27 protein-coding genes are annotated in these 22,836 nt (G+C 60.0%); 6 read left to right on the top strand and 21 right to left on the bottom strand.

Translation table 11 applies throughout. The annotated features are described in order from the left end of the window. Positions 1–8 precede the first annotated feature (8 nt). From mgtA to NMB39_RS14290, 6 genes are all read right to left on the bottom strand, one after another. Positions 9–2,723 carry a magnesium-translocating P-type ATPase gene (gene mgtA, locus NMB39_RS14265; protein ID WP_494338990.1) on the bottom strand — a complete coding sequence of 905 codons (2,715 nt, stop codon included), beginning with the start codon at positions 2,721–2,723 and terminating at the stop codon, positions 9–11. 235 nt (positions 2,724–2,958) lie between these two features. Then, positions 2,959–3,252 (bottom strand): hypothetical protein, encoded by a 294-nt coding sequence (locus tag NMB39_RS14270; RefSeq protein WP_057023946.1) that lies wholly within the window; start codon positions 3,250–3,252, stop codon positions 2,959–2,961. A 318-nt stretch (positions 3,253–3,570) separates the two neighbouring features. Further along, the gene (locus NMB39_RS14275) at positions 3,571–4,182 is read right to left on the bottom strand and encodes a LysE family transporter (RefSeq protein ID WP_306957992.1); all 612 of its coding nucleotides are present in this window, start codon (positions 4,180–4,182) and stop codon (positions 3,571–3,573) included. A gap of 499 nt (positions 4,183–4,681) precedes the next feature. Beyond that, positions 4,682–5,152: an arsenate reductase ArsC gene (locus NMB39_RS14280; protein WP_306957991.1), complete on the bottom strand. Its 471-nt coding sequence runs from the start codon at positions 5,150–5,152 to the stop codon at positions 4,682–4,684. Positions 5,153–5,163: 11 nt separating this feature from the next. Then, positions 5,164–6,447, bottom strand: a complete 1,284-nt coding sequence (locus NMB39_RS14285; RefSeq protein WP_057023943.1) for an arsenic transporter — start codon at positions 6,445–6,447, stop codon at positions 5,164–5,166. Between the two features lie 19 nt (positions 6,448–6,466). After that, the gene (locus NMB39_RS14290; protein ID WP_057024099.1) at positions 6,467–6,823 is read right to left on the bottom strand and encodes a metalloregulator ArsR/SmtB family transcription factor; all 357 of its coding nucleotides are present in this window, start codon (positions 6,821–6,823) and stop codon (positions 6,467–6,469) included. Positions 6,824–6,998: 175 nt separating this feature from the next. Here NMB39_RS14290 and NMB39_RS14295 point away from each other — a divergent pair, with 175 nt between their 5' ends. The 4 genes from NMB39_RS14295 to NMB39_RS14310 all read left to right on the top strand — a co-directional run bounded on the left by NMB39_RS14295 (position 6,999) and on the right by NMB39_RS14310 (position 8,816). Continuing rightward, a complete protein-coding gene (locus NMB39_RS14295) occupies positions 6,999–7,214 on the top strand; it encodes a hypothetical protein (protein WP_046068240.1) in 216 nt (71 codons plus the stop codon). 72 nt (positions 7,215–7,286) lie between these two features. Beyond that, positions 7,287–7,982, top strand: coding sequence for an AzlC family ABC transporter permease (locus NMB39_RS14300; RefSeq protein ID WP_057023942.1), 696 nt, complete (start codon positions 7,287–7,289; stop codon positions 7,980–7,982). Beyond that, positions 7,979–8,290 (top strand): AzlD domain-containing protein, encoded by a 312-nt coding sequence (locus NMB39_RS14305; RefSeq protein WP_057012487.1) that lies wholly within the window; start codon positions 7,979–7,981, stop codon positions 8,288–8,290. The genes NMB39_RS14300 and NMB39_RS14305 overlap by 4 nt, the downstream gene beginning before the upstream one ends. Positions 8,291–8,462: 172 nt before the next feature. Further along, positions 8,463–8,816: a hypothetical protein gene (locus NMB39_RS14310; RefSeq protein ID WP_056847811.1), complete on the top strand. Its 354-nt coding sequence runs from the start codon at positions 8,463–8,465 to the stop codon at positions 8,814–8,816. Between the two features lie 148 nt (positions 8,817–8,964). Here NMB39_RS14310 and NMB39_RS14315 read toward each other — a convergent pair whose 3' ends face one another. The 11 genes from NMB39_RS14315 to NMB39_RS14365 all read right to left on the bottom strand — a co-directional run bounded on the left by NMB39_RS14315 (position 8,965) and on the right by NMB39_RS14365 (position 18,805). Next, positions 8,965–9,669 (bottom strand): YoaK family protein, encoded by a 705-nt coding sequence (locus tag NMB39_RS14315; protein ID WP_057023941.1) that lies wholly within the window; start codon positions 9,667–9,669, stop codon positions 8,965–8,967. A gap of 69 nt (positions 9,670–9,738) precedes the next feature. Next, the gene (locus tag NMB39_RS14320; RefSeq protein ID WP_494338989.1) at positions 9,739–11,373 is read right to left on the bottom strand and encodes an ABC-F family ATP-binding cassette domain-containing protein; all 1,635 of its coding nucleotides are present in this window, start codon (positions 11,371–11,373) and stop codon (positions 9,739–9,741) included. Positions 11,374–11,495: 122 nt separating this feature from the next. Continuing rightward, positions 11,496–12,545: a DNA topoisomerase IB gene (locus NMB39_RS14325; RefSeq protein WP_057023939.1), complete on the bottom strand. Its 1,050-nt coding sequence runs from the start codon at positions 12,543–12,545 to the stop codon at positions 11,496–11,498. A 74-nt stretch (positions 12,546–12,619) separates the two neighbouring features. Beyond that, complete coding sequence (gene modC / locus NMB39_RS14330) at positions 12,620–13,699, bottom strand: molybdenum ABC transporter ATP-binding protein (RefSeq protein WP_057023938.1); 1,080 nt, start codon at positions 13,697–13,699, stop codon at positions 12,620–12,622. A gap of 5 nt (positions 13,700–13,704) precedes the next feature. Next, complete coding sequence (gene modB / locus NMB39_RS14335) at positions 13,705–14,385, bottom strand: molybdate ABC transporter permease subunit (RefSeq protein ID WP_057023937.1); 681 nt, start codon at positions 14,383–14,385, stop codon at positions 13,705–13,707. Continuing rightward, entirely contained in the window at positions 14,386–15,138 is a 753-nt protein-coding gene (modA, locus tag NMB39_RS14340) for a molybdate ABC transporter substrate-binding protein (protein ID WP_494338988.1), read from the bottom strand. It abuts the gene before it with no gap. A 201-nt stretch (positions 15,139–15,339) separates the two neighbouring features. Then, a complete protein-coding gene (locus NMB39_RS14345; RefSeq protein WP_494338987.1) occupies positions 15,340–16,404 on the bottom strand; it encodes an NAD(P)H-dependent flavin oxidoreductase in 1,065 nt (354 codons plus the stop codon). Between the two features lie 112 nt (positions 16,405–16,516). After that, the gene (ada, locus tag NMB39_RS14350; RefSeq protein WP_057023934.1) at positions 16,517–17,563 is read right to left on the bottom strand and encodes a bifunctional DNA-binding transcriptional regulator/O6-methylguanine-DNA methyltransferase Ada; all 1,047 of its coding nucleotides are present in this window, start codon (positions 17,561–17,563) and stop codon (positions 16,517–16,519) included. 76 nt (positions 17,564–17,639) lie between these two features. Then, positions 17,640–18,305 carry a DNA oxidative demethylase AlkB gene (alkB, locus tag NMB39_RS14355; protein WP_494338986.1) on the bottom strand — a complete coding sequence of 222 codons (666 nt, stop codon included), beginning with the start codon at positions 18,303–18,305 and terminating at the stop codon, positions 17,640–17,642. A 3-nt stretch (positions 18,306–18,308) separates the two neighbouring features. Continuing rightward, positions 18,309–18,476, bottom strand: a complete 168-nt coding sequence (locus NMB39_RS14360) for a hypothetical protein (RefSeq protein WP_198719026.1) — start codon at positions 18,474–18,476, stop codon at positions 18,309–18,311. Positions 18,477–18,502: 26 nt separating this feature from the next. Then, the gene (locus tag NMB39_RS14365; protein WP_003173824.1) at positions 18,503–18,805 is read right to left on the bottom strand and encodes a DUF1883 domain-containing protein; all 303 of its coding nucleotides are present in this window, start codon (positions 18,803–18,805) and stop codon (positions 18,503–18,505) included. A 212-nt stretch (positions 18,806–19,017) separates the two neighbouring features. Here NMB39_RS14365 and NMB39_RS14370 point away from each other — a divergent pair, with 212 nt between their 5' ends. Both NMB39_RS14370 and NMB39_RS14375 read left to right on the top strand, forming a co-directional pair. Beyond that, positions 19,018–19,368 carry a hypothetical protein gene (locus tag NMB39_RS14370; RefSeq protein WP_057023932.1) on the top strand — a complete coding sequence of 117 codons (351 nt, stop codon included), beginning with the start codon at positions 19,018–19,020 and terminating at the stop codon, positions 19,366–19,368. 164 nt (positions 19,369–19,532) lie between these two features. Then, positions 19,533–19,763 (top strand): hypothetical protein, encoded by a 231-nt coding sequence (locus NMB39_RS14375; RefSeq protein WP_043051522.1) that lies wholly within the window; start codon positions 19,533–19,535, stop codon positions 19,761–19,763. A 9-nt stretch (positions 19,764–19,772) separates the two neighbouring features. Here the strand turns inward: NMB39_RS14375 and NMB39_RS14380 are convergent, their stop codons facing one another. The 4 genes from NMB39_RS14380 to NMB39_RS14395 all read right to left on the bottom strand — a co-directional run bounded on the left by NMB39_RS14380 (position 19,773) and on the right by NMB39_RS14395 (position 22,828). Continuing rightward, entirely contained in the window at positions 19,773–20,054 is a 282-nt protein-coding gene (locus tag NMB39_RS14380; RefSeq protein ID WP_005788201.1) for a hypothetical protein, read from the bottom strand. Positions 20,055–20,197: 143 nt separating this feature from the next. Continuing rightward, entirely contained in the window at positions 20,198–21,154 is a 957-nt protein-coding gene (locus tag NMB39_RS14385) for a fimbrial protein (protein ID WP_046068226.1), read from the bottom strand. A gap of 50 nt (positions 21,155–21,204) precedes the next feature. Continuing rightward, positions 21,205–22,173: a fimbrial protein gene (locus NMB39_RS14390; RefSeq protein ID WP_494338985.1), complete on the bottom strand. Its 969-nt coding sequence runs from the start codon at positions 22,171–22,173 to the stop codon at positions 21,205–21,207. A gap of 112 nt (positions 22,174–22,285) precedes the next feature. Then, entirely contained in the window at positions 22,286–22,828 is a 543-nt protein-coding gene (locus NMB39_RS14395) for a fimbrial protein (RefSeq protein ID WP_057023929.1), read from the bottom strand. Between the last annotated feature and the right edge of the window lie 8 nt (positions 22,829–22,836).

Below are 22,836 nucleotides of genomic sequence, written 5' to 3' on the forward strand. Positions count from 1 at the left end.
CGGGGTGATCAGTACCACTGCTTGAAGCGGCGGATGTAGATCGTCTTCATCAGTTGGGCCACGCAGCAGTACGCCAGCAGGGTGCCCACCAGCCATGGGAAATACGCCATCGGCAGCGGTTGCAGGCCTACCAGGGTGCCCAGTGGCGAGAACGGCACATAGATACCCAGGGCGATGACGATGCAGGTCATCATCAGCACCGGCCAGGCAGCCGTGCTCTGGAAGAACGGGATCTTGCGGGTGCGCAGCATGTGCACCACCAGGGTTTGTGAGAGCAGCCCCTCGATAAACCAGCCGGACTGGAACAGGGTCTGCATTTCCACACTGTTGGCCGCGAACACGTACCACATCAGCGCGAAGGTGGTGATGTCGAAGATCGAGGAGGTAGGCCCGATCCAGATCATGAAGCGGCCGATGTTTTTCGCATCCCACTTGCGCGGCTTGGCCAGGTATTCCTTGTCCATCTTGTCCCACGGCAGGGCCAGCTGGGAGATGTCGTACATCAGGTTTTGCAGCAGCAGGTGGATCGCCAGCATCGGCATGAACGGAATGAACGCACTGGCTACCAGCACCGAGAACACATTGCCGAAGTTGGAGCTGGCAGTCATGTTCAGGTACTTCATGATATTGCCGAAGGTCTCGCGGCCTTTGAGTACGCCTTCTTCCAGCACCATCAGGCTCTTTTCCAGCAGGATGATGTCGGCTGATTCCTTGGCGATATCCGTACCGCTGTCCACCGAGATACCCACGTCGGCATCCCGCAGCGCCGGCGCATCGTTGATACCGTCGCCGAGGAAACCGACGGTGTGGCCGTTGGCTTGCAGCGCCTTGAGTACCCGCGATTTCTGTAGCGGCGTCAGCTTGGCAAATACCGTACGCTCCTCCACGCGGCGCAGCAGGGTGGCGTCGTCCATCGCTTCGATTTCCACGCCCAGCAGCGGCTGGCCCGGCTCCAGGCCGACCTGGCGGCAGATCTTGCTGGTGACCACGGCGTTGTCGCCGGTCAACACCTTGATCGCCACGCCAATTTGTTGCAGCGCAGCAATCGCCGGGCCTGCGGTTTCCTTCGGTGGGTCCAGGAAGGTCAGGAAGCCCTGGATCACCAGGTTGCGTTCATCGGTGGTGGTGTACTGCTGGCGTGCCAATGCCTTGGGAATATTACGAGTCGCCACCACCAGCACGCGAAAACCGTCTTCGTTGTAGTCATTAGCCAGTGCCAGCAGCTCCTGACGGCGGCGATCATCCAGGGGTACGGCGGTGCCGCCTTCCAGGGTGTGGGTGGAAATGCTCAGCATCTCCTCCACGGCGCCCTTGCACACCAATAGATGATCACCGGCAGCGTCCTTGACCACGATGGATAGGCGGCGGCGGACAAAGTCGAACGGCAATTCATCGACCTTGCTGTAGGCAAATGGCACCTGGAACTTGGGGTTTTGTTGCGCAAACTGCACCACGGCCTGGTCCATCAGGTTCTTCATGCCGCTCTGGTGAAAGCTGTTCAGCCAGGCCAGGGACAACACTGCATCATCGCGCCGGCCGAAGGCGTTGACGTGATGCTCGAGAATGATCTTGTCCTGGGTCAGGGTGCCGGTCTTGTCGGTGCACAGCACGTCCATCGAGCCGAAATTCTGGATCGCATTGAGGCGCTTGACCACCACTTTGCGCTTAGCCATGGCCGTGGCGCCCTTGGCCAGGTTGGCGCTGACGATCATCGGCAGCATTTCCGGAGTGAGGCCGACGGCCACCGCCAGGGCAAACAGGAAGGCATCGCCCCAGTCACCCTTGGAGAAGCCATTGAGGAAGAACACAATGGGCACCATCACCAGCATGAAGCGGATCAGCAACCAACTGACGCTGTTCACTCCACGGTCGAAGGCGGTTTGCACCCGCGAGCCGACAATCGCCTTGGCCAGGGAGCCAAAATACGTGCGCGGCCCGGTGGCGACCACTACAGCCTTGGCGCGGCCGCTGACCACGTTCGTACCCATGAAGCAGATGTTCGGCAGGTCCAGCAGATTGCCCTGATCGGCGGCCAGGCTGGAGGCGGATTTTTGCGTGACATCGCCGAGGGTGTCGTACTTCTCCACCGGCAAGGCTTCACCGGTCAGGACGGCCTGGCTGATAAACAAGTCGCGGGATTCGATCAGGCGGATGTCGGCAGGGATCATGTCACCGGCCGACAGCTGCACGATATCGCCGGCCACCAACTCGCGCATCGGCACCTCGCGCAGGGTAGGTTGGGCACCGACCTGCTCGCGGCGTAGCACGGTGGCCGTGGTGCGCACCATGGCCTTGAGCGCCTCGGCGGATTTGGCCGAACGGTGCTCCTGCCAGAAGCGCAGCAGGCTGCTGAGCAGCACCATGGTCATGATAATGATGACCTTGGTCGGGTCGGCCTCTTCGCCTGCTTGCATCGGCAGCCAGCAGTCGGTGACAAAGCTGATGCCGCCCAGGGTGAGCAGTACGTAGATGAAAGGGTTGTTCAGCGCCTGCAGGAACTGGACCATGGCGTGTGGCGGCTTGTCGTGGGCGACTTCGTTGTAGCCTTCGCGTTGCAGACGCGCCGAGGCGTCCAGTTCGGTCAGGCCGTCCTGGGTGGCACGTACGTTGGCGAGGGTAGCCGCCAGGCCGTTCTGGGCTTCACGGGCGGCGCGCATCGACAGTTTGGTGTCGGTAGCGGTGCCATTTTTCTTGTGCAGAGGCGGGTTTTTTACGGCGCTCATTGTCTGTACTCCTGTCGCCAATTCTCGACAAAACATACCCGGTACTTACCTGCATAGAGGCGAGCGAAAGCATGCCGAGCCGCGGACTTCGCGATCGGTTTCAATAATGTGTTCAGATAACTTCTAGGGTGCCCGCTAACAGCGCGTTAGTTAATCTGCGCGCAGCGGGCTACTACTGGACGTATTCATAAAGAACTCCAGGGTATTAATAAGAAAGTTGCAGTTTCCAGCCAAGTCAGGCGGCGCGAGCGCTCACATAAACACAGAGCATCAAGCTGGCTTGTGCCAGGCTGAAAACCTTGGGTCTCTGCGGGTCTTGAGGGTCGGCGTGGTCCCAGTGCTGCACCAGTTGTCCGCTGTCAGGGCAGATACGCCAGTGCGCCAACGGCGGTGCCGGGCGGGCTTGAGGGGAGGGTGCCGCAAAGGTTGAGCGGGTAGGCGAAAAGCCCACGGGATCGCGGCACAGCTTGGCGCGCAGGGCGGCGGCCAGCGTGCGTACATCGGGCAAAGCAATGAGTTGGAAGGTCATAACACACCTCGGGACCGGACACCCGACCGGTGAGGCAGTTACGGTGGAGCATCGAGCTCTAGCGCAGCTTACCGGACCTGGAAGGCGAGTCCTGTCATATTCTGGGTTTGGCGCCCGATGCCCGCGGATGCGGTGCTCGGACAGCGACTAGATACTGTGTCCATTGGCTTCTTTTGTGAGGTTTAAAAAAGGCCCCAGTTGCGGGCACGGGCAATCTACTCAGGCCATGTCAGAATGTCAACGCATGATTAATTAAATCAACCTGCGTTCAGAGTTCATTCAGACAAGAGGCGTGCGCAAGTTGCTGGGTATATAACTTCATATACCTTGGGCGGCGAGTATCGCCAGGTAGATCAATACCAAACCGCATGCGGCATAACTGACACGCTGCCAAGTCGGTGATGCGTTCTTGCGCAACAAATTCACCAGTGCGGCAACCAGGAAACACGAGAGCACCGACGCCAGCATGAAGCCGGCAAAAAACATCAGGGTTTGCCCCTGGCTGGGCGTGGTGCCGACGATGCCCGACAGCGCACTACCCAGCGCGCCCCAATAGACAATATTCTTCGGGTTGGCCAGGGAAATCGCCGCGCCCACGGCCAGTGCATTTTGTCGGGTACTGGCCGGTGCGTCGCTGGGTGCGGGCAAGTGCCAGGCGTCGATCAGGCTGCGGATGCCCAGCCACGCCAGGTACAGCGCACAGACGATCGTCAGTGGCACCCGCACCGCGTCATGCTGGATCAGCAGCGCGATACCGGTGAGGCCAATCACGGCCCAAACGGCGTCACCCACCAGTGAGCCGAACTGCACCAGCAGCGCCGGTGTGAAACCGTGGAGCAAGCCGCGGCGTAGGGTCTCCGCCAGTACGGCGCCGGGGGAGAGGCAAAACACGAAACCGAAAACCAGTGCGTAGAAAAAGATCGTCAGCATGCCCGCGTCCTTCCAGGAAAGTGCGAAAGCATACGTCAGCGCAGGGTTAAGAAACCATGCAGATTTGCATGGTCCACGATCCAAATGTGGGGGGGGCTTGCTCCCGATAGCCGTAGGTATCTACACAACTTTATATCAGCCGACCCAACCGTAACCACGATGCGAAGCGAGCCGCCCTTGATCTGCTTTTGATCTCAGGCGCCCCGTTAAACCACGCTGGCCGGAATTCGACAGGGATTTGGGCACACCGAGCCGAAGCGAGGTGCCGAGTGGTGGGGCATGTACGGGCGGAACCAATAGTGGCCGTTACCCAAATAACGGATATGTACTCGATCAAACTCCAACATCCAGGTGGGCTGCCAGGCCGCCATCGGGAGCAAGCCCCCTCCCACAGGGGACTGCGGCGTACCAGAAGTTGTGTAGATACCCATGCCCCGATAGCAGTGTGTCAGTCAGCTCATCTGTAGCTGACCCTCCGCTATCGGGAGCAAGCCCACTCTCACATTGAGGCTATACGCTCGAGCTCAACCTTCAATTCATCCGAGCTGAGGCTGGCAAATGGCAGCGCGAAAAAAGCCTCGCAGCGAGCGGCAATAATGTCGAGGGTGGCCTTGAATCCAGCGTCTACCTGGGCTTCATCACCCTGCACGTGGGAAGGGTCCTGCAACCCCCAATGCGCCTTCACCGCTGAGCCGAAATACACGGGGCAAGCTTCCCCGGCCGCGTTGTCGCACACCGTGATAACCACATCCGGCGGGTTAACTTCAAAAGCGTCATTGCCCTTGCTGTACAAACCTTCGGTGCTGATGCCCGCCGCCTGCAGCGTGCTCAGGCTGCGGGGCAAAACCTGGCCCTTGGGAAAACTGCCGGAGCTGATCGCCTCGAAGCCCTCAGGCGCCATGTGATTGAACATGGCCTCGGACAAAATACTGCGACAACTGTTAGCGGTACACATGAACAGCACTTTCATTGCAGGCTCCTTTAGACGCTCAGGCGCAGGGCGAGGGCGGCGAGGGTAATCAACAGCACCGGCAAGGTCAGCACGATGCCGACCTTGAAGTAGTAGCCCCAAGTGATGGTGATGCCTTTGCGCGCCAGGATGTGCAGCCACAGCAAGGTCGCCAGGCTGCCGATGGGGGTGATTTTCGGGCCCAGGTCGCTGCCGATCACGTTGGCGTAGATCATCGCGTCCTTGACCACGCCCACGGCATGGCTGGATTCAATGGACAGCGCGCCGATCAGCACCGTCGGCAGGTTATTCATCGCCGATGAGAGCAGTGCCGTCAGCACGCCGGTACCCATGGCGGCGCCCCACACACCGTAGGTGGCGAAGGTGTCGAGCCAGGTCGCCAGGTAGTCGGTCAGGCCGGCATTGCGCAGGCCATACACCACCAGGTACATGCCCAGGGAAAAGATCACGATCTGCCAGGGCGCTTCCTTGAGGACCTTGCGCGTGGAAATCTTGTGACCCTTGGCGGCAATCACCAGCAGCAGTACCGCGCATACCGCGGAAATCGCACTGATGGGAATGCCCAGTGGCTCCAGGGCAAAACAGCCGACCAGCAGAATGCCCAGTACCCACCAGCCGGCGCGAAAGGTCGCTCGGTCATGGATGGCACTGGCAGGGTCTGCGAGGTCGGCCGGGTCGTAGGTCTGGGGAATATCGCGGCGGAAAAACCACAACAGCACTGCCAGGGTCGCAGCGACGCTGACCAGGTTCACCGGCACCATCACCGCGGCATATTCGTTGAAGCCGATCTTGAAATAGTCCGCCGAGACGATGTTGACCAGGTTCGACACCACCAGCGGCAGGCTCGCCGTATCGGCGATAAACCCGGCGCCCATGACAAATGCCAGGGTTGCCGCCGGAGAAAAACGCAAGGCCAGCAACATCGACATTACGATGGGGGTGAGGATCAGCGCCGCGCCGTCATTGGCAAACAGCGCCGACACCAGCGCGCCGAGCAGCACCATATAGGCAAACAAGCGCCGCCCGCGGCCACGGCCCCAACGCGCTACATGCAGGGCGGCCCAGGCAAAGAACCCGGCTTCGTCGAGCAACAGGCTGATGATGATCAGCGCGACAAAGGTACCGGTGGCGTTCCAAATGATGTGCCACACCACCGGGATGTCCGCCAGGCTGATTACCCCAAAGGCCAGGGCCAGGATCGCCCCCAGGGTGGCGCTCCAACCCACGCCGAGGCCCTTAGGCTGCCAGATGACCAGCACGATGGTGACGAGGAAAATCGCAATTGCGACAAGCATGAATAAAGGCTCCGATGGCTTAGCAGCAGGTGCTTGCCCGTTGTGGTCTATTGCCCATTGCATCCAGACGCAGTGCGTCGTTCTGCAACCATGGCTGGTTGGCTTGTAAGGTGGTGTCCAGCACCTGAGTCACCCAGGCGGGCAGTGCCGGATTGATGCGGTAGTAGATCCATTGCCCTTGACGGCGGTCCAGCAGCAGCCCGCAACTGCGCAGTTGCGCCAGATGACGGGAGATCTTGGGCTGGCTATCGTCCAAGGCATGGATCAGTTCGCACACACAAAGTTCGCCTTCGCGCAGGATCAATAACGCCAGGCGTGCGCGAGTTGCGTCAGCCAGGCATTTGAACAGGGTGGGAGGAGAGAGGAAATTGGACATGGCCATTGCCTGTATATATGGTTATTCGAATATACGTATTTCCATATGTTTCGGTCAAATCTTGTTTCATTTGATATGGATCAAATGCCCTGGAAACAGCCACAACTGTTTGAAATTAAAATGAAACACAAAGGTCCTAAAGTGCCTGCCCATTGCTGATGAAGGAAGAACCCGCGTGACCCGTGCCACTCGCAACCTGCGCAAGACCCTGGATTCCGTCGCGGAAAATAACGAAACCGCGGCGTTCGACCTGATGCGCGCCGTGGAAAAACTCGGCGATGAGGTCCTGCGCCAGCGCTTGCTCAACACCATCCACCGGTTGAACCAGGATGCTTACGAATTGCGTGAAGCGCGGGATTCGGTGGAGCTGGTTTCGGTGAAGCTCGCCTGAGCAAGATCGTTCAAGACAAGCCCCCCGATTGCGCTGGCATGCTTGTCGACTGTCTGTCGATGAGCCGTTTCCATGCCCACTGCATTACCTCATTACGCCTTCACCCGCGGCGCCATCGCCGTTATTCCCTTGTCCCTGGCCTGCGCCCCCTGGGGGTTGCTCGCCGGCTCCATGGCCATCGATGCGCAATTTACCCCGCTGCAAGCCCAGGGCCTGTCTGCCATCGTGTTTGCCGGTGCGGCGCAGTTGGTCGCCATCGGCATGGTCAAGAGCGGCGCCAGCCTGATTTCTATCGTGTTGACCACCTTGCTGCTGACCTCCCAGCACCTGCTCTACGGCATGCATATGCGCCCCACATTGTCGGCGCTCAACACCCGCTGGCGTATGAGCCTGGGGTTCTTGTTGACCGATGAGTTCTTCGCCCTGGTCAACCACTACGACCGTCAGACCTTCAATCGCTGGTACGCCCTGGGCGTCGGCCTGACGTTTTATATCATCTGGAACCTCTTCACCCTGGCCGGCATTGTGCTGGGCAAGAGCATTCCCGGCCTGGACCAGTTGGGGCTGGAGTTCTCGATTGCCGCCACCTTTATCGCCCTGATTACCCCCGTGGTGCGCGATGTGCCCACGGTGGTATGTGTGGCAGTTTCGTTGCTGTGTTCGGTGTGGCTGAGCTATCTGCACTGGGAATCGGCGGTGGTGGTCTCGGGGGTATTGGGGATGAGCGCAGGGTTTGCCTGCAAGCGCCTGGGAGTGGGGCAACGATGATCTACTTGATGATTGTGGCCATGGGCCTGGTGGTTTTTTTCAATCGCTATGTGTTTCTCGAACCGCGCCTGCCCGTGCGGCTCAATCGCGGCGCCCGTGAGTTCCTGGGGTTCGCTGTGCCGGGCATGCTCACAGCAATCTGCGGGCCGATTATTTTCCTGGCGGACCATCAACTCAACCTGAGCCCGACCAACCCCTACTTGCTGGCCGCCATTTGCGCCGTGGCGTTGATGTTCTGGACGCGCAGCGTATTGATCACCGTGTTGTCGAGCATGGCGTTGTTCTATCTGTTTCGCTGGTGGCTCTGATACCCAGGCAAAAAAACGCCCGCGGGAGGGCGGGCATAAGGGAGGCTTCTTGAAAATGAGCTTGGCCACTATAGGCGGCGAGTATGCCGTTCACAGTGAAACAAAGTTCATGGGCGCGTCAGTTGACCCCGGCACAATGGTAGAGTCACGGTTTTTCCAAGGAAGCAATGGCATGCACAAGCTGGTAATTGGCGCATTGGTACTGGCAGCACTGGCCGGCTGCGCGGGCTCGAAGATGAAAGAGGCCCGTGCCGGCAGCCCCTACAAGACCCTGGCATCGGACAAGGCCACCCTGGTGGTTGCCCAGTGCATCCAGTTCGGCTGGCAGGATGAAAGCGTGTTTGGCGTCGACGCCGGCGGTTTCAAGGAGGCTACCGAGGCCGGTGGTTTCACAGTCTACACCACCGGTGGCGACTACTTTGTCGACGTACAAAGCACGGGTGCGGGCTCTAGCGTCAAGTACTACGCCGCTGAAGACAATATGCCGGCCAAGCGCCGCCTGGCTGCGCTCGCCACTTGTCTGTAATACCTTGCCTTAGTCATATTGCGAAACGCCTGGCGGGACAGCCGCCGGGCATTGTCTTATGATTCACTCGCTCGCTCGACGTGATGGCTCTTTACCGGTACACGGATGTCGAGGCCTAAACGTCGGACGAGCACCTCTTTGTCCCGCCTCAACGCGGCATGAAACCCAGGTGCCAGCGCCGCGGGATCATCAGTGTCACCAGCCCCAATAGCCCCGCCAATGCACCGCTGACCCACAGCGCACGCAGGCCCATCTGCTGTTCCAGCAGCGCGCCGATCACCGCACCGATAAACATTCCGGCCCAGGGAACCAATTGCACGCGCCAACCGTTGCGACGCTCGCCAAGTAGCCAGCGCCCCAGCCCACGCCCAAAGCGCGACAGCGCGCCGGTGACATAGGTGAGCCCCACCGGCAAGCCATTCACTTCCTCGACGGCCGCGTTGAGCATACCCATGGCGATAATCGCCGCCAGCAAAGCCGGTAAGGTCGCTGTCGACGGCCATAGCGCCCCACCACAGAGCAAGGTGCCGATGCACAACAAGAGCGGCAACGCGTGGCGCTTGCTGAAGCGGCTGACCATCACGCCCAAAGCATTACCGAGTACAAAGGTCGCGATCAACAGCACCAGGCGCCCGGTAAGCCCAAGGTCGCCGGCGCTGATGGCCACCGCCAACCGCGTGGTGTTACCGCTCATGAACGAGACAAAATCGCCGCTGGCCATAAAGCCAATGGCGTCGGTCATGCCGGCCAGCACCGACAGGCACGCCACCAGCATCATACCCACCCGCCCGCGCCAGCGCTGTCGATGGGCGAGCGTAACGTTGGTGTAAGGCTTGCGGGACGAAGGCAGCATGGGGCCGGTTTCCTCGGTGAGATTATCCGGCCACTACCGTAGGACGCTTTGCGTGCGGGTGCAATGACCTCAGGCATACTCCAGTTGCCAGCCGGTACTGTGCCACGTCAAATGATGAGTCGGTTCAATCGCCTGTAGAAAAGCCTCGTCATGGGAGACAGCCAGCATCGCGCCGCTAAAGCTTTTCAACGCTTGCTCAAAGGCGAGCACCGATTCCAGGTCCAGGTGATTGGTAGGTTCATCCAATAGCAGCAGTTGTGCGGGGATAGCACGCCACAAGGCAACAGCCATCGCGGCTTTCAGGCGTTCGCCGCCGCTGAGTTGCGCCACCGGTTGGGTGACCCGCAACGCATCCAGTTGCAGTAACGCCAGGCGCGTACGCAGCTCAGCTTCAGCCAGCGGGGTGTCGAGCAGGTTGAGTTGTTCGATGATGCAAAGCCGATCATCCAGCAGTGCCAGGTGCTGATCGAGATAAGCGCTGGACACCGCCACCTGGCACTCGCCACTCACGGCCTGCCATTGGCCGGCGAGTAATTTGAGCAGGGTGGATTTACCGCAACCGTTAGGCCCGCGCACGGCAACGCGCACGGGCCCCGCCAGGTTAATGGTCAGATAGCTGGAGGGCGCCAGTGGATTGAGCCAGGGCAACTGCGCACCCTCCAGCGTCAGCACTTGCCGGCCGTTGGGCACCGTCGAGCCTGGCAAGGCGAGCAGGGTGGGCGCTTCGTCCACCACGCGCTCGTAGGCTTGACGCACCTGGTCATCCAGCTGTTTTTTGTGCGCGTGATGAGCGCTGCGTACAGTGCTGACAATTTCCGTAGCGGCGCCTTTCCAGCGTGCCTTGGTGAAGCGGTCGACGTTGGCGGTCTCGGCATTTTTACGCGAGCGTGCGGCGTTGCGCTGCAGGCTGTCATGGTCTTTTTGCAGGCGTCGACGCTCACGGCTACGTGTCTGGCGCGCATGTTCCCACGCAGCGATGGCGGCCTGCTGCTGTGTTTGCTGTTGCTGGCGATAGGCGTCGTAGTTGCCCCCGTAAACCTGGATACCAAGGGGTGACAATTCGATGATGCGACCCATGGCGTTGAGTAGCTGTCGATCATGGCTGATCACCACCAGGCCGCCGCGCCAATCGGCCAGCACCCGTCGCAGCCAAGCGCGCCCGGCACTGTCGAGGTGGTTGCTCGGTTCGTCCAGAATCAGCAACTGCGGTGCCGCCAGTAGCGCACCGATCAGGGCGACCCGAGCCAACTGGCCGCCGCTGAGTTGATCAGCCCGGGTGCCGGCGCTGAGGGTTGGCAAACCCGCCGCGTCCAGTGCCAGGCGCAAGCGCTCGGCCAGGTCCCAGCGATCGTCGATCAACTCCAGATCACCGACACGGGCCTCACCTCGGGCCATACGCTCAAGGGCAGCCAAGGCATCGGCCGTGGCGGTGAGATGGGCGACCGTTGCGCCTGCTTGAACCGTCAGCGCCTGGGGCACATAGACGACGCTGGACGGCTTTTTCAAGCTGCCGGAGGAGGGCAGCAATACCCCGGCCAGCAACTTCGCCAGGATACTTTTGCCACGGCCATTGCGCCCGACGATACCGGTGGGCGTGTGATCAATGGACAGGTTCAGGTCCTCCAGCAAGGTTTCGCCATTGGCGAACTGGAAAGACACATGTTGCAGGGAAACAAGCACGGGCAGCCGGGTGACGTCAGTCATCAGCACCTCCAAAAAAATGTCGAACAGGCCAACAAGCGCACCAGGCGGCTCGTTGCAGATACATTTTGGAAGGCTTAGTTGTTCACGTCGGCGGTCATCCCGTTAAAGAAGGGACGCAGAGGCTAACCCACCTTGGCTTTGTGCGGCAAGTCCTCGGCCAATTTCTCAAGGAACATCGCCAGGGCCACTTCCTCGGCTTTCAGGCCCTTGCGCACTCGGGGCTTGGGCAGCTTCGACAATTCACCGAGGCTGAAATGCTCAAGCACCGCAGGGTGGATGTAACATTTGCGGCACACCGCAGGCGTGTTGCCCAACTGCCTGGCAACGTCCTTGACCATCGCCACCACATGCCGCTTGGCGTCGGACTCCGGCTGCCACGCCAACTCGCGCAATACCGCCAACGCCATGGCCGTGCCGGCCCAGGTGCGATAGTCCTTGGCGGTAAAGTCTTCGCCGGTCAGTTCATGCAGATAGGCGTTGACGTCGTGGGAACTGACGGTATGGCGTTCACCGTCTTCGTCCAGGTACTGGAACAGGTTCTGCCCGGGCAGCTCCATACAGCGCTTGACCACACTGGCCAGGCGCCGGTCCTTGACACTGACCTGGTGCTCGACACCGCTCTTGCCACGAAACTGAAACTGGATCTCGTTGCCCTTGATATCCACATGACGGTTGCGCAGGGTAGTCAGGCCGTAGGATTTATTCTCGCGGGCGTACTGGGTATTGCCGACGCGAATCAGCGTGGCATCCAGCAACATCACCACCGTCGCCAGGACCTTTTCGCGGGTAAACCCCGGCTCGGCTATCTGTGCTTCCAGCTGTTTGCGCAATTTCGGCAAGGCGTTGCCGAAGGCCTGCAACCGCGAGTACTTGTCGCTGTCACGCACTTCGCGCCAGCGTGGGTGGTAGCGGTATTGCTTGCGGCCACGGGCATCGCGGCCGGTGGCCTGCAAATGGCCTTGAGGGTCGGCGCAGATCCACACATCGGTGTAGGCGGGTGGTACGGCCAGGGCGTTCAGGCGTTTGATTTCGTCGGCATCGGTGATGCGCTCGCCTTTGGCGTCCAGGTACTGGAACTTACCCCTCACCTTCTTGCGGCGAATGCCAGGCTGGGTGTCGTCAACGTAATGCAGGTCGCGGGGCAGGTCGGCGGGCAACGAAGAATCAGGCATAGTGCGGGTTCCTTGACAACAAAACAGGCCGGTATGTCTGATTGACCGCAGCATCTTTCGGTCGTGCCAATTGGTTAGGCCAGCACCGCCACGGCCTTGATTTGCGCCCACAACGCTTGGCCCGGATGCAGGTGCAACTGGTCGCGGGAGAAGCGCGTAATGCGTGCCAGCAACGGCGTGCCGCCTGCATCCAGGCGCACCAGCACATGGGCGCTGTTATCCGCGCCAATGTCTTGGGTGACGGTGACGGGGAGCCGATTGAGGATGCTGCTGTGTGCTTCCGCTTGCAAATTGAGGCTTACATCCCGTGCCTGGATCTTGACCCGCAGCGGTTGGCCCAACGCCAGCGGCGTGTGAGCCACGCGAATCTGTAACGGGCAGTCGGGCAGTTGCAGAGTGAGCAACTGGTAGTCCTCATCGTAAGCAATCACCCTGCCAGCGATCACCACGCCGGCATCGTCGCCCAGGGCCAGCGGCAGGTCGAGCCGTGCCAGGGTTTCGCCGATGGGCCCGCTGGCCAGGGCCTTGCCTTCGCTGAGCAAGACGATATGGTCGGCCAGTCGCGCGACCTCATCCTGGGCGTGGCTGACGTACAGCACCGGAATATCCAGCTCGTCGTGCAGGCGTTCCAGGTAAGGCAGGATCTCGCTTTTGCGTTGGCTGTCCAGGGCCGCCAGGGGCTCATCCATCAACAGCAACCTGGGGCTGGTAAGCAAGGCGCGGGCGATGCCGATGCGTTGGCGCTCGCCGCCGGACAGGTGTTGTGGCTGACGCTCGAGCAGATGGCCGATGCCCAGCAGCTCGGTGGCCTGGGCCATGTCCACGCGCCTTTGCTGGCGTGGAATGCGCTTGAGGCCGAACGCCAGATTGGCCCGTACCGATAGGTGGGGAAACAAGCTGGCTTCCTGGAACACATAACCCAAGGCGCGTTTATGCGCAGGCACAAACAGCCCTTTGTGGCTGTCTTGCCAGACCTCATCATTGATCTGCACAAAAGCTTCTTCGGCGCGCTCCAAACCGGCGATGCAGCGTAGGCAGGTGGTCTTGCCGGAGCCGGAATGCCCGTATAGCGCGGTAACGCCGCGGCCGGGCAATTGCAGGTCGACGTCCAGGGCAAAGGCGGAGTATTTCAAGCGCAGGCGTATATCAATCATCGCGTTCAGCTCCAGCCCATCTTGGTTTTGCGGCTGGAGTACAGCGCCAGCAATACGAGGAACGCGAACACCACCATGGCACCGGCCAGCCAATGAGCCTGGGCATACTCCATGGCTTCAACGTGGTCGTAGATCTGCACCGAGACCACCCGGGTCTTGTCCGGGATATTGCCGCCGATCATCAGCACCACGCCGAACTCGCCGACGGTATGGGCAAAGCCGAGGATCGATGCGGTGATAAATCCCGGGCGCGCCAGGGGCAGGATCACTGTGAAAAACGTGTCCCACGGATTGGCGCGCAAGGTCGCAGCCACCTCCAACGGGCGGGTGCCGATGGCAGAGAAGGCGTTCTGCAATGGCTGCACCACGAAAGGCATGGAATAGATCACCGAGCCGATCACCAGCCCGGCGAAGCTGAAGGTGAGGGTGCCCAGGCCCAGCCACTGGGTGAACTGGCCGAAGTAACCGTTGGGGCCCATGGTCAACAGCAAGTAGAAACCGATGACCGTTGGCGGCAGTACCAACGGTAATGCGACCACTGCACCGATGGGGCCGCGCCACCATGAGGTGGTGCGCGACAGCCACAGCGCAATCGGAGTGCCGATGATCAACAGGATCACAGTAGTCAGTGACGCCAGCTTGATGGTCAACCAGATCGCGGAAAAATCAGCACTCGAGAGGGGCATTTACAGCTCGTAACCGTAGGATTTGATTACGGCCGCTGCTTTCGGCCCTTTGAGGTAGTCAATCAGGGCCCTGGCGGCGGCGCTGTCCTTGCCCTTGTTGAGGATCACGCCGTCCTGTTTGATCGGGTCGTGCATCGACGCAGGAACAATCCACGCTGAACCGCGAGTGACATTGCCGTCCTTATAGATCTGCGACAAGGCAACAAAGCCCAGCTCGGCATTGCCGGTGGACACGAACTGATAGGCCTGGGTGATGTTCTGGCCCTCGACGAGCTTGCCCTTGACCTGTTCGGTCAAGCCTTGCCTGGCCAGCACTTGGGTGGCGGCCAGCCCGTAGGGCGCGGCTTTGGGGTTGGCGATGGACAGGTGCTGGAATTGGTTTTTCTTCAGCACGTCACCCTTGGCATCCACGTAGCCTTCCTTTGCCGACCACAGCGCCAAGGTGCCGACGGCGTACGTGAAGCGCGAGCCCTTGACGGTATCGCCTTCAACTTCGAGCTTTTGGGGGGTGGTGTCATCGGCGCTGAGGAACACTTCGAACGGCGCGCCGTTCTTGATCTGAGTGTAGAACTGCCCGGTGGCGCCATAGGCCGCGACCAGTTTGTGGCCGGTGTCTTTTTCGAAGTCGGCGGCAATGGCCTGGATCGGCGCGGTGAAGTTGGCAGCCACCGCCACCTGCACTTCATCAGCGTGGGCCGAACCCAAGGCAAATACGGCAAGCAGGGGGGCCAGGCGTGAGACGCGGGTGATCATGGAGCAACTCCTTGGGATGGACGGCGTGGTCGGGTAGAAGGTTTAAACGCTATGTATGTGAATATATAGCGGACGACCATTGCTGGTACAGTGCCAATGTGGGAGGGGGCTTGCTCCCGATGGCGGAGGGTCAATCGCTGATGTATTTCACTGGCACTCCCTCATCGGGAGCAAGCCCCCTCCCACATATTTATGCCCGACTCAGCTACGCGTGAGCCTGGCCAGTGCCTGCTCGGCCAGTTCGCAGGTCAGGTCATAGGTGGAGCAATCTTTGCCAAGCCCCAGGGCCTGGCCCGCCCACAGGTTGCTGAAACCCGCTTCATCCTTGGCCTTGAGCGGCATCAACGCACCGCCGGCTTTTGGGAACGCCGGTGCGGCCGGGTTGATTGCGCCGAGTTCACGCATCACGCGGTTGACGATGCCCCGCGCCGGGCGGCCGGTGAACAGGTTGGTCAGTGCGGTCTCACTGGCTTGTGCATGGCGTAGCGCGTGATGGTGGGAAGCCGTGATGCTGGCTTCGGGCGTGAACAGATACACCGTGCCAATTTGCACCGCCGAGGCGCCCAGAGCCATGGCGGCGACAATGCCCCGCGCATCGCCGATGCCGCCTGCGGCAATCACCGGCACGCTGACCGCGTCGACAATCTGCGGCACCAAGGCCATCAAGCCGATCTGGCTGTTGAGGTCGTCACTGAGAAACAGGCCACGGTGCCCACCGGCTTCAATACCCATGGCGATAATCGCGTCGCAGCCGTGCTCCTCCAGCCAGATGGCTTCTTCGACGGTGGTCGCGGAGGACAGCACTCTGGCACCGCTGGCTTTTACCCGGTCCAGCAAGGTTTTTTCCGGCAGGCCGAAGTGAAAACTCACAACCTCAGGGCGAAACTCCTCAACCACTTGGCAAGCGGCCTCGTTGAATGGTGCGCGATTGGACGCAGGCGTCGGCGCGTCAAAATCAGCGCCCAGTTCAAGGTAGTAGGGTTGCAGCAAATCCTTCCAGCGGCGGTCACGCGCTTCATCTGCGTCGGGCGGCTGGTGGCAAAAGAAATTCAGGTTCAGCGGGTGCGTACTGGCTTGGCGGATAATGGTCAGGGCTTCGCGCAATTGCTCGATGCTCAGCGCGGCGGCGGGCATGGAGCCCAGCGCGCCGGCTTGCTGGGCGGCAATCACCATGGCGGTGGTCGTCGCCCCGGCCATCGGTGCCTGGATGATCGGCACATCAATGCCGAGCAGGTCGAGAATACGAGTGTCTGGCCAGGTGCTCATGGGATGCGTCTCCAGCGTTGGTAGGGCGTTTCGCTGTTTTAACAGGGCACCTGGCAGCCGGCCAGTCTGTTTTATTCACTGGACGAATGCAGTGTTTTGTGGGGGTTGGGTTTCAGTGCGGTGTCTCGCGTTCGAGCAATTGGCGCTTACGCTCGACGCCCCAGCGGTAGCCCGACAATTGGCCATCGCTGCGCACCACGCGATGACAGGGAATCGCCACCGCCAGGTGGTTGGCACCACAGGCCTGGGCCACGGCGCGAAAGGAGTTGGGTGCGCCGATACGCTCGGCTATCTGCGCATAGCTGGCGGTGCTGCCCACCGGAATTTCGCGCAAAGCCTGCCACACGCGCTCCTGAAAGGCCGTGCCGCGCAGGTCCAGGGGCAGATCAAGGCCCAGGGCAGGGGCTTCGACAAACCCCACGACTTGGGCGATCAGCTGTTCGAAGCCCCGATCCGCGCCGACCAGTTCGGCCTTGGGAAACTGGTCTTGCAGGTCGCGCACCAGCTTGTCCGGATCGTCTCCGAGCAAAATCGCGCACACGCCACGTTGGCTCTGTGCCACCAGAATAGCCCCCAGCGAGCATTGGCCCACGGCAAAGCGAATGGTGTTATTGGCACCGCCGCTTTTGTAATCGCGGGGCTTCATGCCGAGCAATTGATCGGCGGCTTCATAGAAACGGCTGTTGGAGTTGAAACCTGCGTCATACAGCGTGTCGGTCACTGAGTGCTGGCCCTTGAGGCCGTCGCGAACCTTGCGCGAACGCAGAGCACGGGCATAGCCCTTGGGGGTCAAGCCAGTGCTGGCTTTGAACACACGATGGAAGTGGAAAGGGCTCAACCCGGCCTGGTGCGCCAGTACTTCAAGGCTCGGGGCCGTTTCTGCCTGTTCGATCTGCCGGCAGGCATTGGCGACTAACTGCGCATGATGGGCGGCCAGTTGGGTTCGGTCGCCAGCGGCACGTTTGCTCGGACGATAACCCGCGGCTTCGGCCTGCGCCGGGGTGTCGAAGAATTCGATATTTTCCGGGCGCGGTAAACGCGAAGCGCTGCTGGGCCGGCAATATACGCCGGTGGTTTTCACGCCGTAGACAAACAGGGCGTCTGCCTTGGCATCGCGGGCAATGATGGCGGCCCAGCGCGGATCGTGTTCGTTGTTCATGGCCTGCACTCTTGACGGTTCACGAGCAGATTAACCGTGCCGGTTGCCCATGACACTCCGAAGCTTGCGGTCAAAATCAGCCGGCAGTGCGAAAGGTCAGGTTGATGCGTTGCGGGCCCATGACGGGATGCTCGCCTTCCTTGATTGGCATCACCCCATGAAAGCGCAGGCGATCAACGCCGCCCCAGACCACCACATCGCCATGGAACAGCGAGATCTTCTGCGGTTTGTCACTGCGCTGATGGCCACCAAACAGGAAAATAGCCGACAGGCCCAGGGATACCGAGACTACGGGGGCGCTGTAGCAACGCTCATTTTTGTCCTGATGCAGTGACATCTTTGCTCCAGGCACGTAGCGATTGATCAGGCAGGCGTCAGGTAAAAAGCCGCTGAAACCGGCCTCGGCTGCCGCCGACACCGCCAGCTGCAGCAAAGCGTCTGGCATGGCGGGCCATGGCTGTTGGTTGCGCGGGTCGAGGGGGCTGTAGCGATAGCCGCGGGTGTCGGTGGTCCAGCCCAGCTCGCCGCAACTGCTCAGCGCTGCCGACATGGTGAAACCACCGGGTGTGACCATCTGCCGAAACGGAGATTGCGCCAGGACACGCCGTAGTTCAGGCAATAAGCGCTCAATCCAGGGCAGGGCGTAGCCCCGGAGTACGTAGGACTCTTCGCCAATCTGCTCGCGCCCTGGGGGTTGTTGCAGGGCGCCATCGGCGAATAAATCGGCAGTCGGCCCCGACATGTCTTACAGCGCCTTGCTCACATTGATGTCGGTGATTTCGTCACTGGCATCATGAATTTTCGCCAGAGCTTGCTTGGCCTCGTCGACGCTGTCGGTTTGCAATTGGGCAAATTCAAAGCGGCGCTCGCCGTTGAGTTTGTACTTGATGACGTATTTGGTTGTAGAGGTCACAGCTTTCTTCCTTTCAGGTGTTCGGATCAGCTCAACTTGGTGCTGGTGCGACGAACGATGCGAATCTTGTGGGACAGCGCCGGCTTGCGGGTCACGCTGATGGCACGACGGGTCACCACATCGAGCGTGATGTTCCAGAACCCGGTGCTGGGCGCGGTGATCTTGGCTGGGAACTTATCGAATGCGCCACCATGATAGGTATGGCGGCCACCATTTTTGAAGCTGCGGAAGTTCGCGTCGCTCATCAGGCGAATGTTGCAGGTTTGCGAGCATTCGATGACGACAATGTCTCCCTCGTTGAGGTGCTCACGCTGGTGGATGAATTTCATGGGGTGTCTCCAGAAGGGCTTTTTCTGAAAAATCAGAATGATACGTAGGTTAAGATGGAGTTTATCAGCCCCAGCGCGTTTATTATCGGGCCGTCGTCGACGTCTTCGACAATTTAAAACAGTTATTTACCCTGTAATCAGAGATAAATCCTACGTTGGTGGGAGAAATTTACCATCCCCGCTGTCGTAGGGTCTTTATCGGAGGTTTTTGTATGAAGTGGAGTGTGTTGGTGCTGGCCTTGGCGATAGGTGGGTGTGCTTCGGTTGCAGATATCAAGCAGACCCCGCCAACATTGGTGGTCATCTCGGGCAAGAAGCCGCAGGAATATGCGGCGTGTGTAGTGCGTAAATTGGAGGCGACCCGCCGGCCACCGCAGATCGAGCCCCATAAAGACGGTATTCAGGTGATTGTGCCGCAGAAATTCTCGGCGGATCCTTCGGCGATCTTCGTAATCGAAGACCGCTCCAGTGGGAGCAGCATCAAGCTCTATGAGAGCATGTCCAATGTGCCGATTCGTCCCGGCGACGTGAAGAAAGCCGGGGAAGAATGCATTTCTGGCTGAGCCCCAGGCCTATCCTGCGCACCGGAGCCGATAAAAAAGCTATCACCCGTCAGTGGCGACATGCATTTGGGGCAGGGCATCCGTTAAACTGTTGGGCATTCACTATAAAGATGCCGCTCAGACCTTGGGTTTGAGCGGCATTTGTTTTTTCTGGAAAGCCTGTTATGAAACGCGAACTCGTCAAAGCCCGCCATGCTGAAGGTCAGATTGCGGCGACCCATGTCATCCAGAACCCCGCCGACCTGGGCGAGTGGATTGTATTCTTCAAGAAAAGCGGCGGTCGCAGCTACTTCCTGGTGGACGACCAGGATGAAGTCGAGTCATTCCCGCGCCTGGATGACCTGATCGAAATACTGCGTGGCCTGGGGATCAAGTTCGCCGAAGTGCATCTGTAGCACGCCGGCTTATTTGCAGACCACCACGACGCTACGGCCCTTGAAATTGCCCACATCCTGACCCAGGGTCTTGTCACTCTCCTTGAGGGCAGGCGTGCCATTGGTGCCGACGATACGGTAGCCGGTGCCCGCGCAGGACGCGTCGGCTTTCTCGTAGCAACTGGCCCAAGAGTTGGCCTCGCCCGAACAGTCGATGGTCAGGCCTTGTTCGCCATTTTTCAGCAGGGTGTCGGATGTGGTGGTGCAACCGGCCAGCGCCAGTACCGCAGTCAGTGCCAGGATCTTGTTCATAGTGGGTCATCGTTAAGAGAAGTGGAGGGCGCTGACACTGTCGTGGGGCGTTGGCGCGGATTATAGCGAACTGCCACCAAGTGCACAGTCCCTGATACAAGATCTTCGCCCGCGCCCCTTTTTTCCTCAGCCCCACCGGTGCGTCATGGCACCCCCATCACCAGTACTCCACTGCCGCTTGTGGCCCCGGTGGCGGGTAGGGAACCCGCACGCCGAACCAGTGAAAACGTCACGTCATCGCCGCCTACGCTGTTGGTGATCCGAGTGAGGAATGAGCCATTGACCGAAACCGCAGAGCCCGCACGCACGAGGGCGGTTCCCAAGTTCGGATTGGTCATCATCAGCAGTCGATTGTCGAACGACGACTGTATGCCTTTGTAGGTAATGGTGATGGGCGAGTCAATTCCGCCATCCGGGCACGAGTAGTTGAGCCTGCGGTTGACGCGAATGGGGGTGGTCAGGGGATCGCTGCCCAAGGCGCGCTGAGGGACGTCGCCGAAGTTGATCTCGATCGGGTTGTTATTGTTGATCGTGCAGGTCGACGGCGACACGGTGAAGTTGTTGGCAGCGATATAGGTAACGGTCACTTGCGGTCGGGTGTTGTCCCAGTTGTTCGAGCTGCTGATGCGCAACATACCGAGTAGGTCATTGGCGACGACGTTGATCGGGTTGGACGGACTGTTGCGCATCAGAATGTACGGGGTGATATTGATGGGGTAAACGACACGGTTATTGGGCATTGTCGCCACGCGGATACCCGACGGCACCGGATTGTTCAGAAACGATCCGTTGATACGCAAACCGGCCCTTTCGTTACCGAAAAGAGGGCCGGGGGTCCAGGGTGTCCCTGAGGCGTTCCCCGTTGCCCAGTAATCCTCCCCCCAGGCAGGGCCCTGGCCAGGGGAATACATGCATTCCAACCTGGCACCCTCCATCATGATCCTCTGACGGTCCGAGCTTAAGGTCACCATAACCGGAACGCGCAAGTTGGGATTACCCGTCTGCCAGTTGCCACCATTGACCCGGCAATCGACGGCCAGCGCGTTCGATATCGTACCCATGAAGATGAGAAGCCCAGCGGCTCCATGCAATCGTTTCATTGTGTTCTCTCGTTGCTCCACTATGGCTATTCCCACTTCTTTTGCCTGTTTCATGGCACACCCATCACCAGCACGCCGCTGCCGCTCATTGCCCCTGCCGTGGGGAGTGATCCCGCGCGGCGAACCAGGGCGAACGTCACATCGTCGCCGCCCACGCTGTTGGTAATCTGGGTACGGAATGAACCGTTGACTTGAACGGCGGCCCCCGCACGGACCAAGGCGGTCCCCACGTCCGGATTGGTCATGGTCAGCAACCGGTTGTCGAACGACGACGGGATGCCTTTGTAGGTAATGGTTATAGGGGTGGTGATGCCGCCATCCGGGCAAGAGTAGGTAAGCCTGCGGTTGGTGCGGATGGCACTTGTCAAGGGATCGCTGCCGATCGCCCGCTGCGGTACATCGCCGAAGTTGATCTCGATGGGGTTGTTATTGTTAATCGTGCAGGTCGAGGGGGAGATGTCGAAGTTGTTTGCGGCGGTGTACGTCAGTACGAGCCTCGTACTTCCCGAACTGTAATTGTTGGTCTGGTGGAGATTCAACGCGCCCAGGGTATCCCCTATTCGAACATCGATAGGGTTGCTAGGGTCGTTTCGCAGCAGGATATAGGGAGCTACATTGATGAGATACGCCCCGCTGTTATTAGGCATGGTCGCGATCCGGATGTTAAAAGGCACAGGCGTATTATGAAACGCACCGTTTATGCGCAGGCCGGTAGCTTGATGGGAAAATTTCGGGCCGGGCACCCAAGGGGGGCCGGCTTGCGCAGATGTTCCCCAATAGTCAATGCGCGTAGGGTGAGCAGGCGAGGGGGTGAATCGGCACTCCAACCATGCCCCTTCAAGGATCAGACGGGTACTGTCCGAACCCACGCGGACAGTGACCGGAACCTGTAGATTCAGGATCCCGCCGTCTCCGACATATTGCCAACCTCCGCCATTCACGCGGCAATCAGCCGCTCGCGCGACGGTGGAAGCACTCAGCAGGACGAGAAGCAAAATAGCGCCGTAGAGTCGTTTCATGGTTTTCTCTCGTTGCTCCTCTATCCGAACAGCGACCACAGGTATCCAGCCCCGTGTTGCGCCGCCCGGAAGAGATTCAAAGGTTTCCCAGCTGTTCTCAGCCTGGGAATGACTACGGATAGTCCAGCGTGAACGTGGATGTCACCGTGTATGCGCCATGCCCGATGGTCTGGTCCTGGATGGCCCGCGGCTCTCCCTTCACATAGGCCTTGAGTTCGATCACATTGTTGCCATCGCTCAACGCCTGTCTGTCGCTCACCGTATTAAGGGGCAGAGGCTTGTTAGCCAGTGTCTCGATACCCACGCCGATGCCGGAGGCGCCGCTGCCACCATCGAGCGCGAGCAATCCCGGCAGCGCCGGGTTTTCCCTGCCACCGAAGGTGATCGTGACGGTATTGCCCACCGAGGTGTCGCAGTCCACCAAGTGAAGCTTGAATGCCTTGCCCAATGATCGCGTGTTGAGGTACAGGTACTTGCTGGTCAGGTCCCAGAGTTCCAGGGTGATGGCCTCGTCCCCGGGACGAATGGTGCAAGCTTCTTCAACCAGGTTGCCTTTGAAACTGAGGTTGTCCGCAGCCTCGACGTCGGCGATCAAGCCCACACCAAGTACCAGTGCAGCGTAGGTCCAACCCTTGTGGATAGGTGTATGTCCCATGGTTCTCC

It is taken from the genome of Pseudomonas sp. FBCC-B545 (assembly GCF_059134095.1).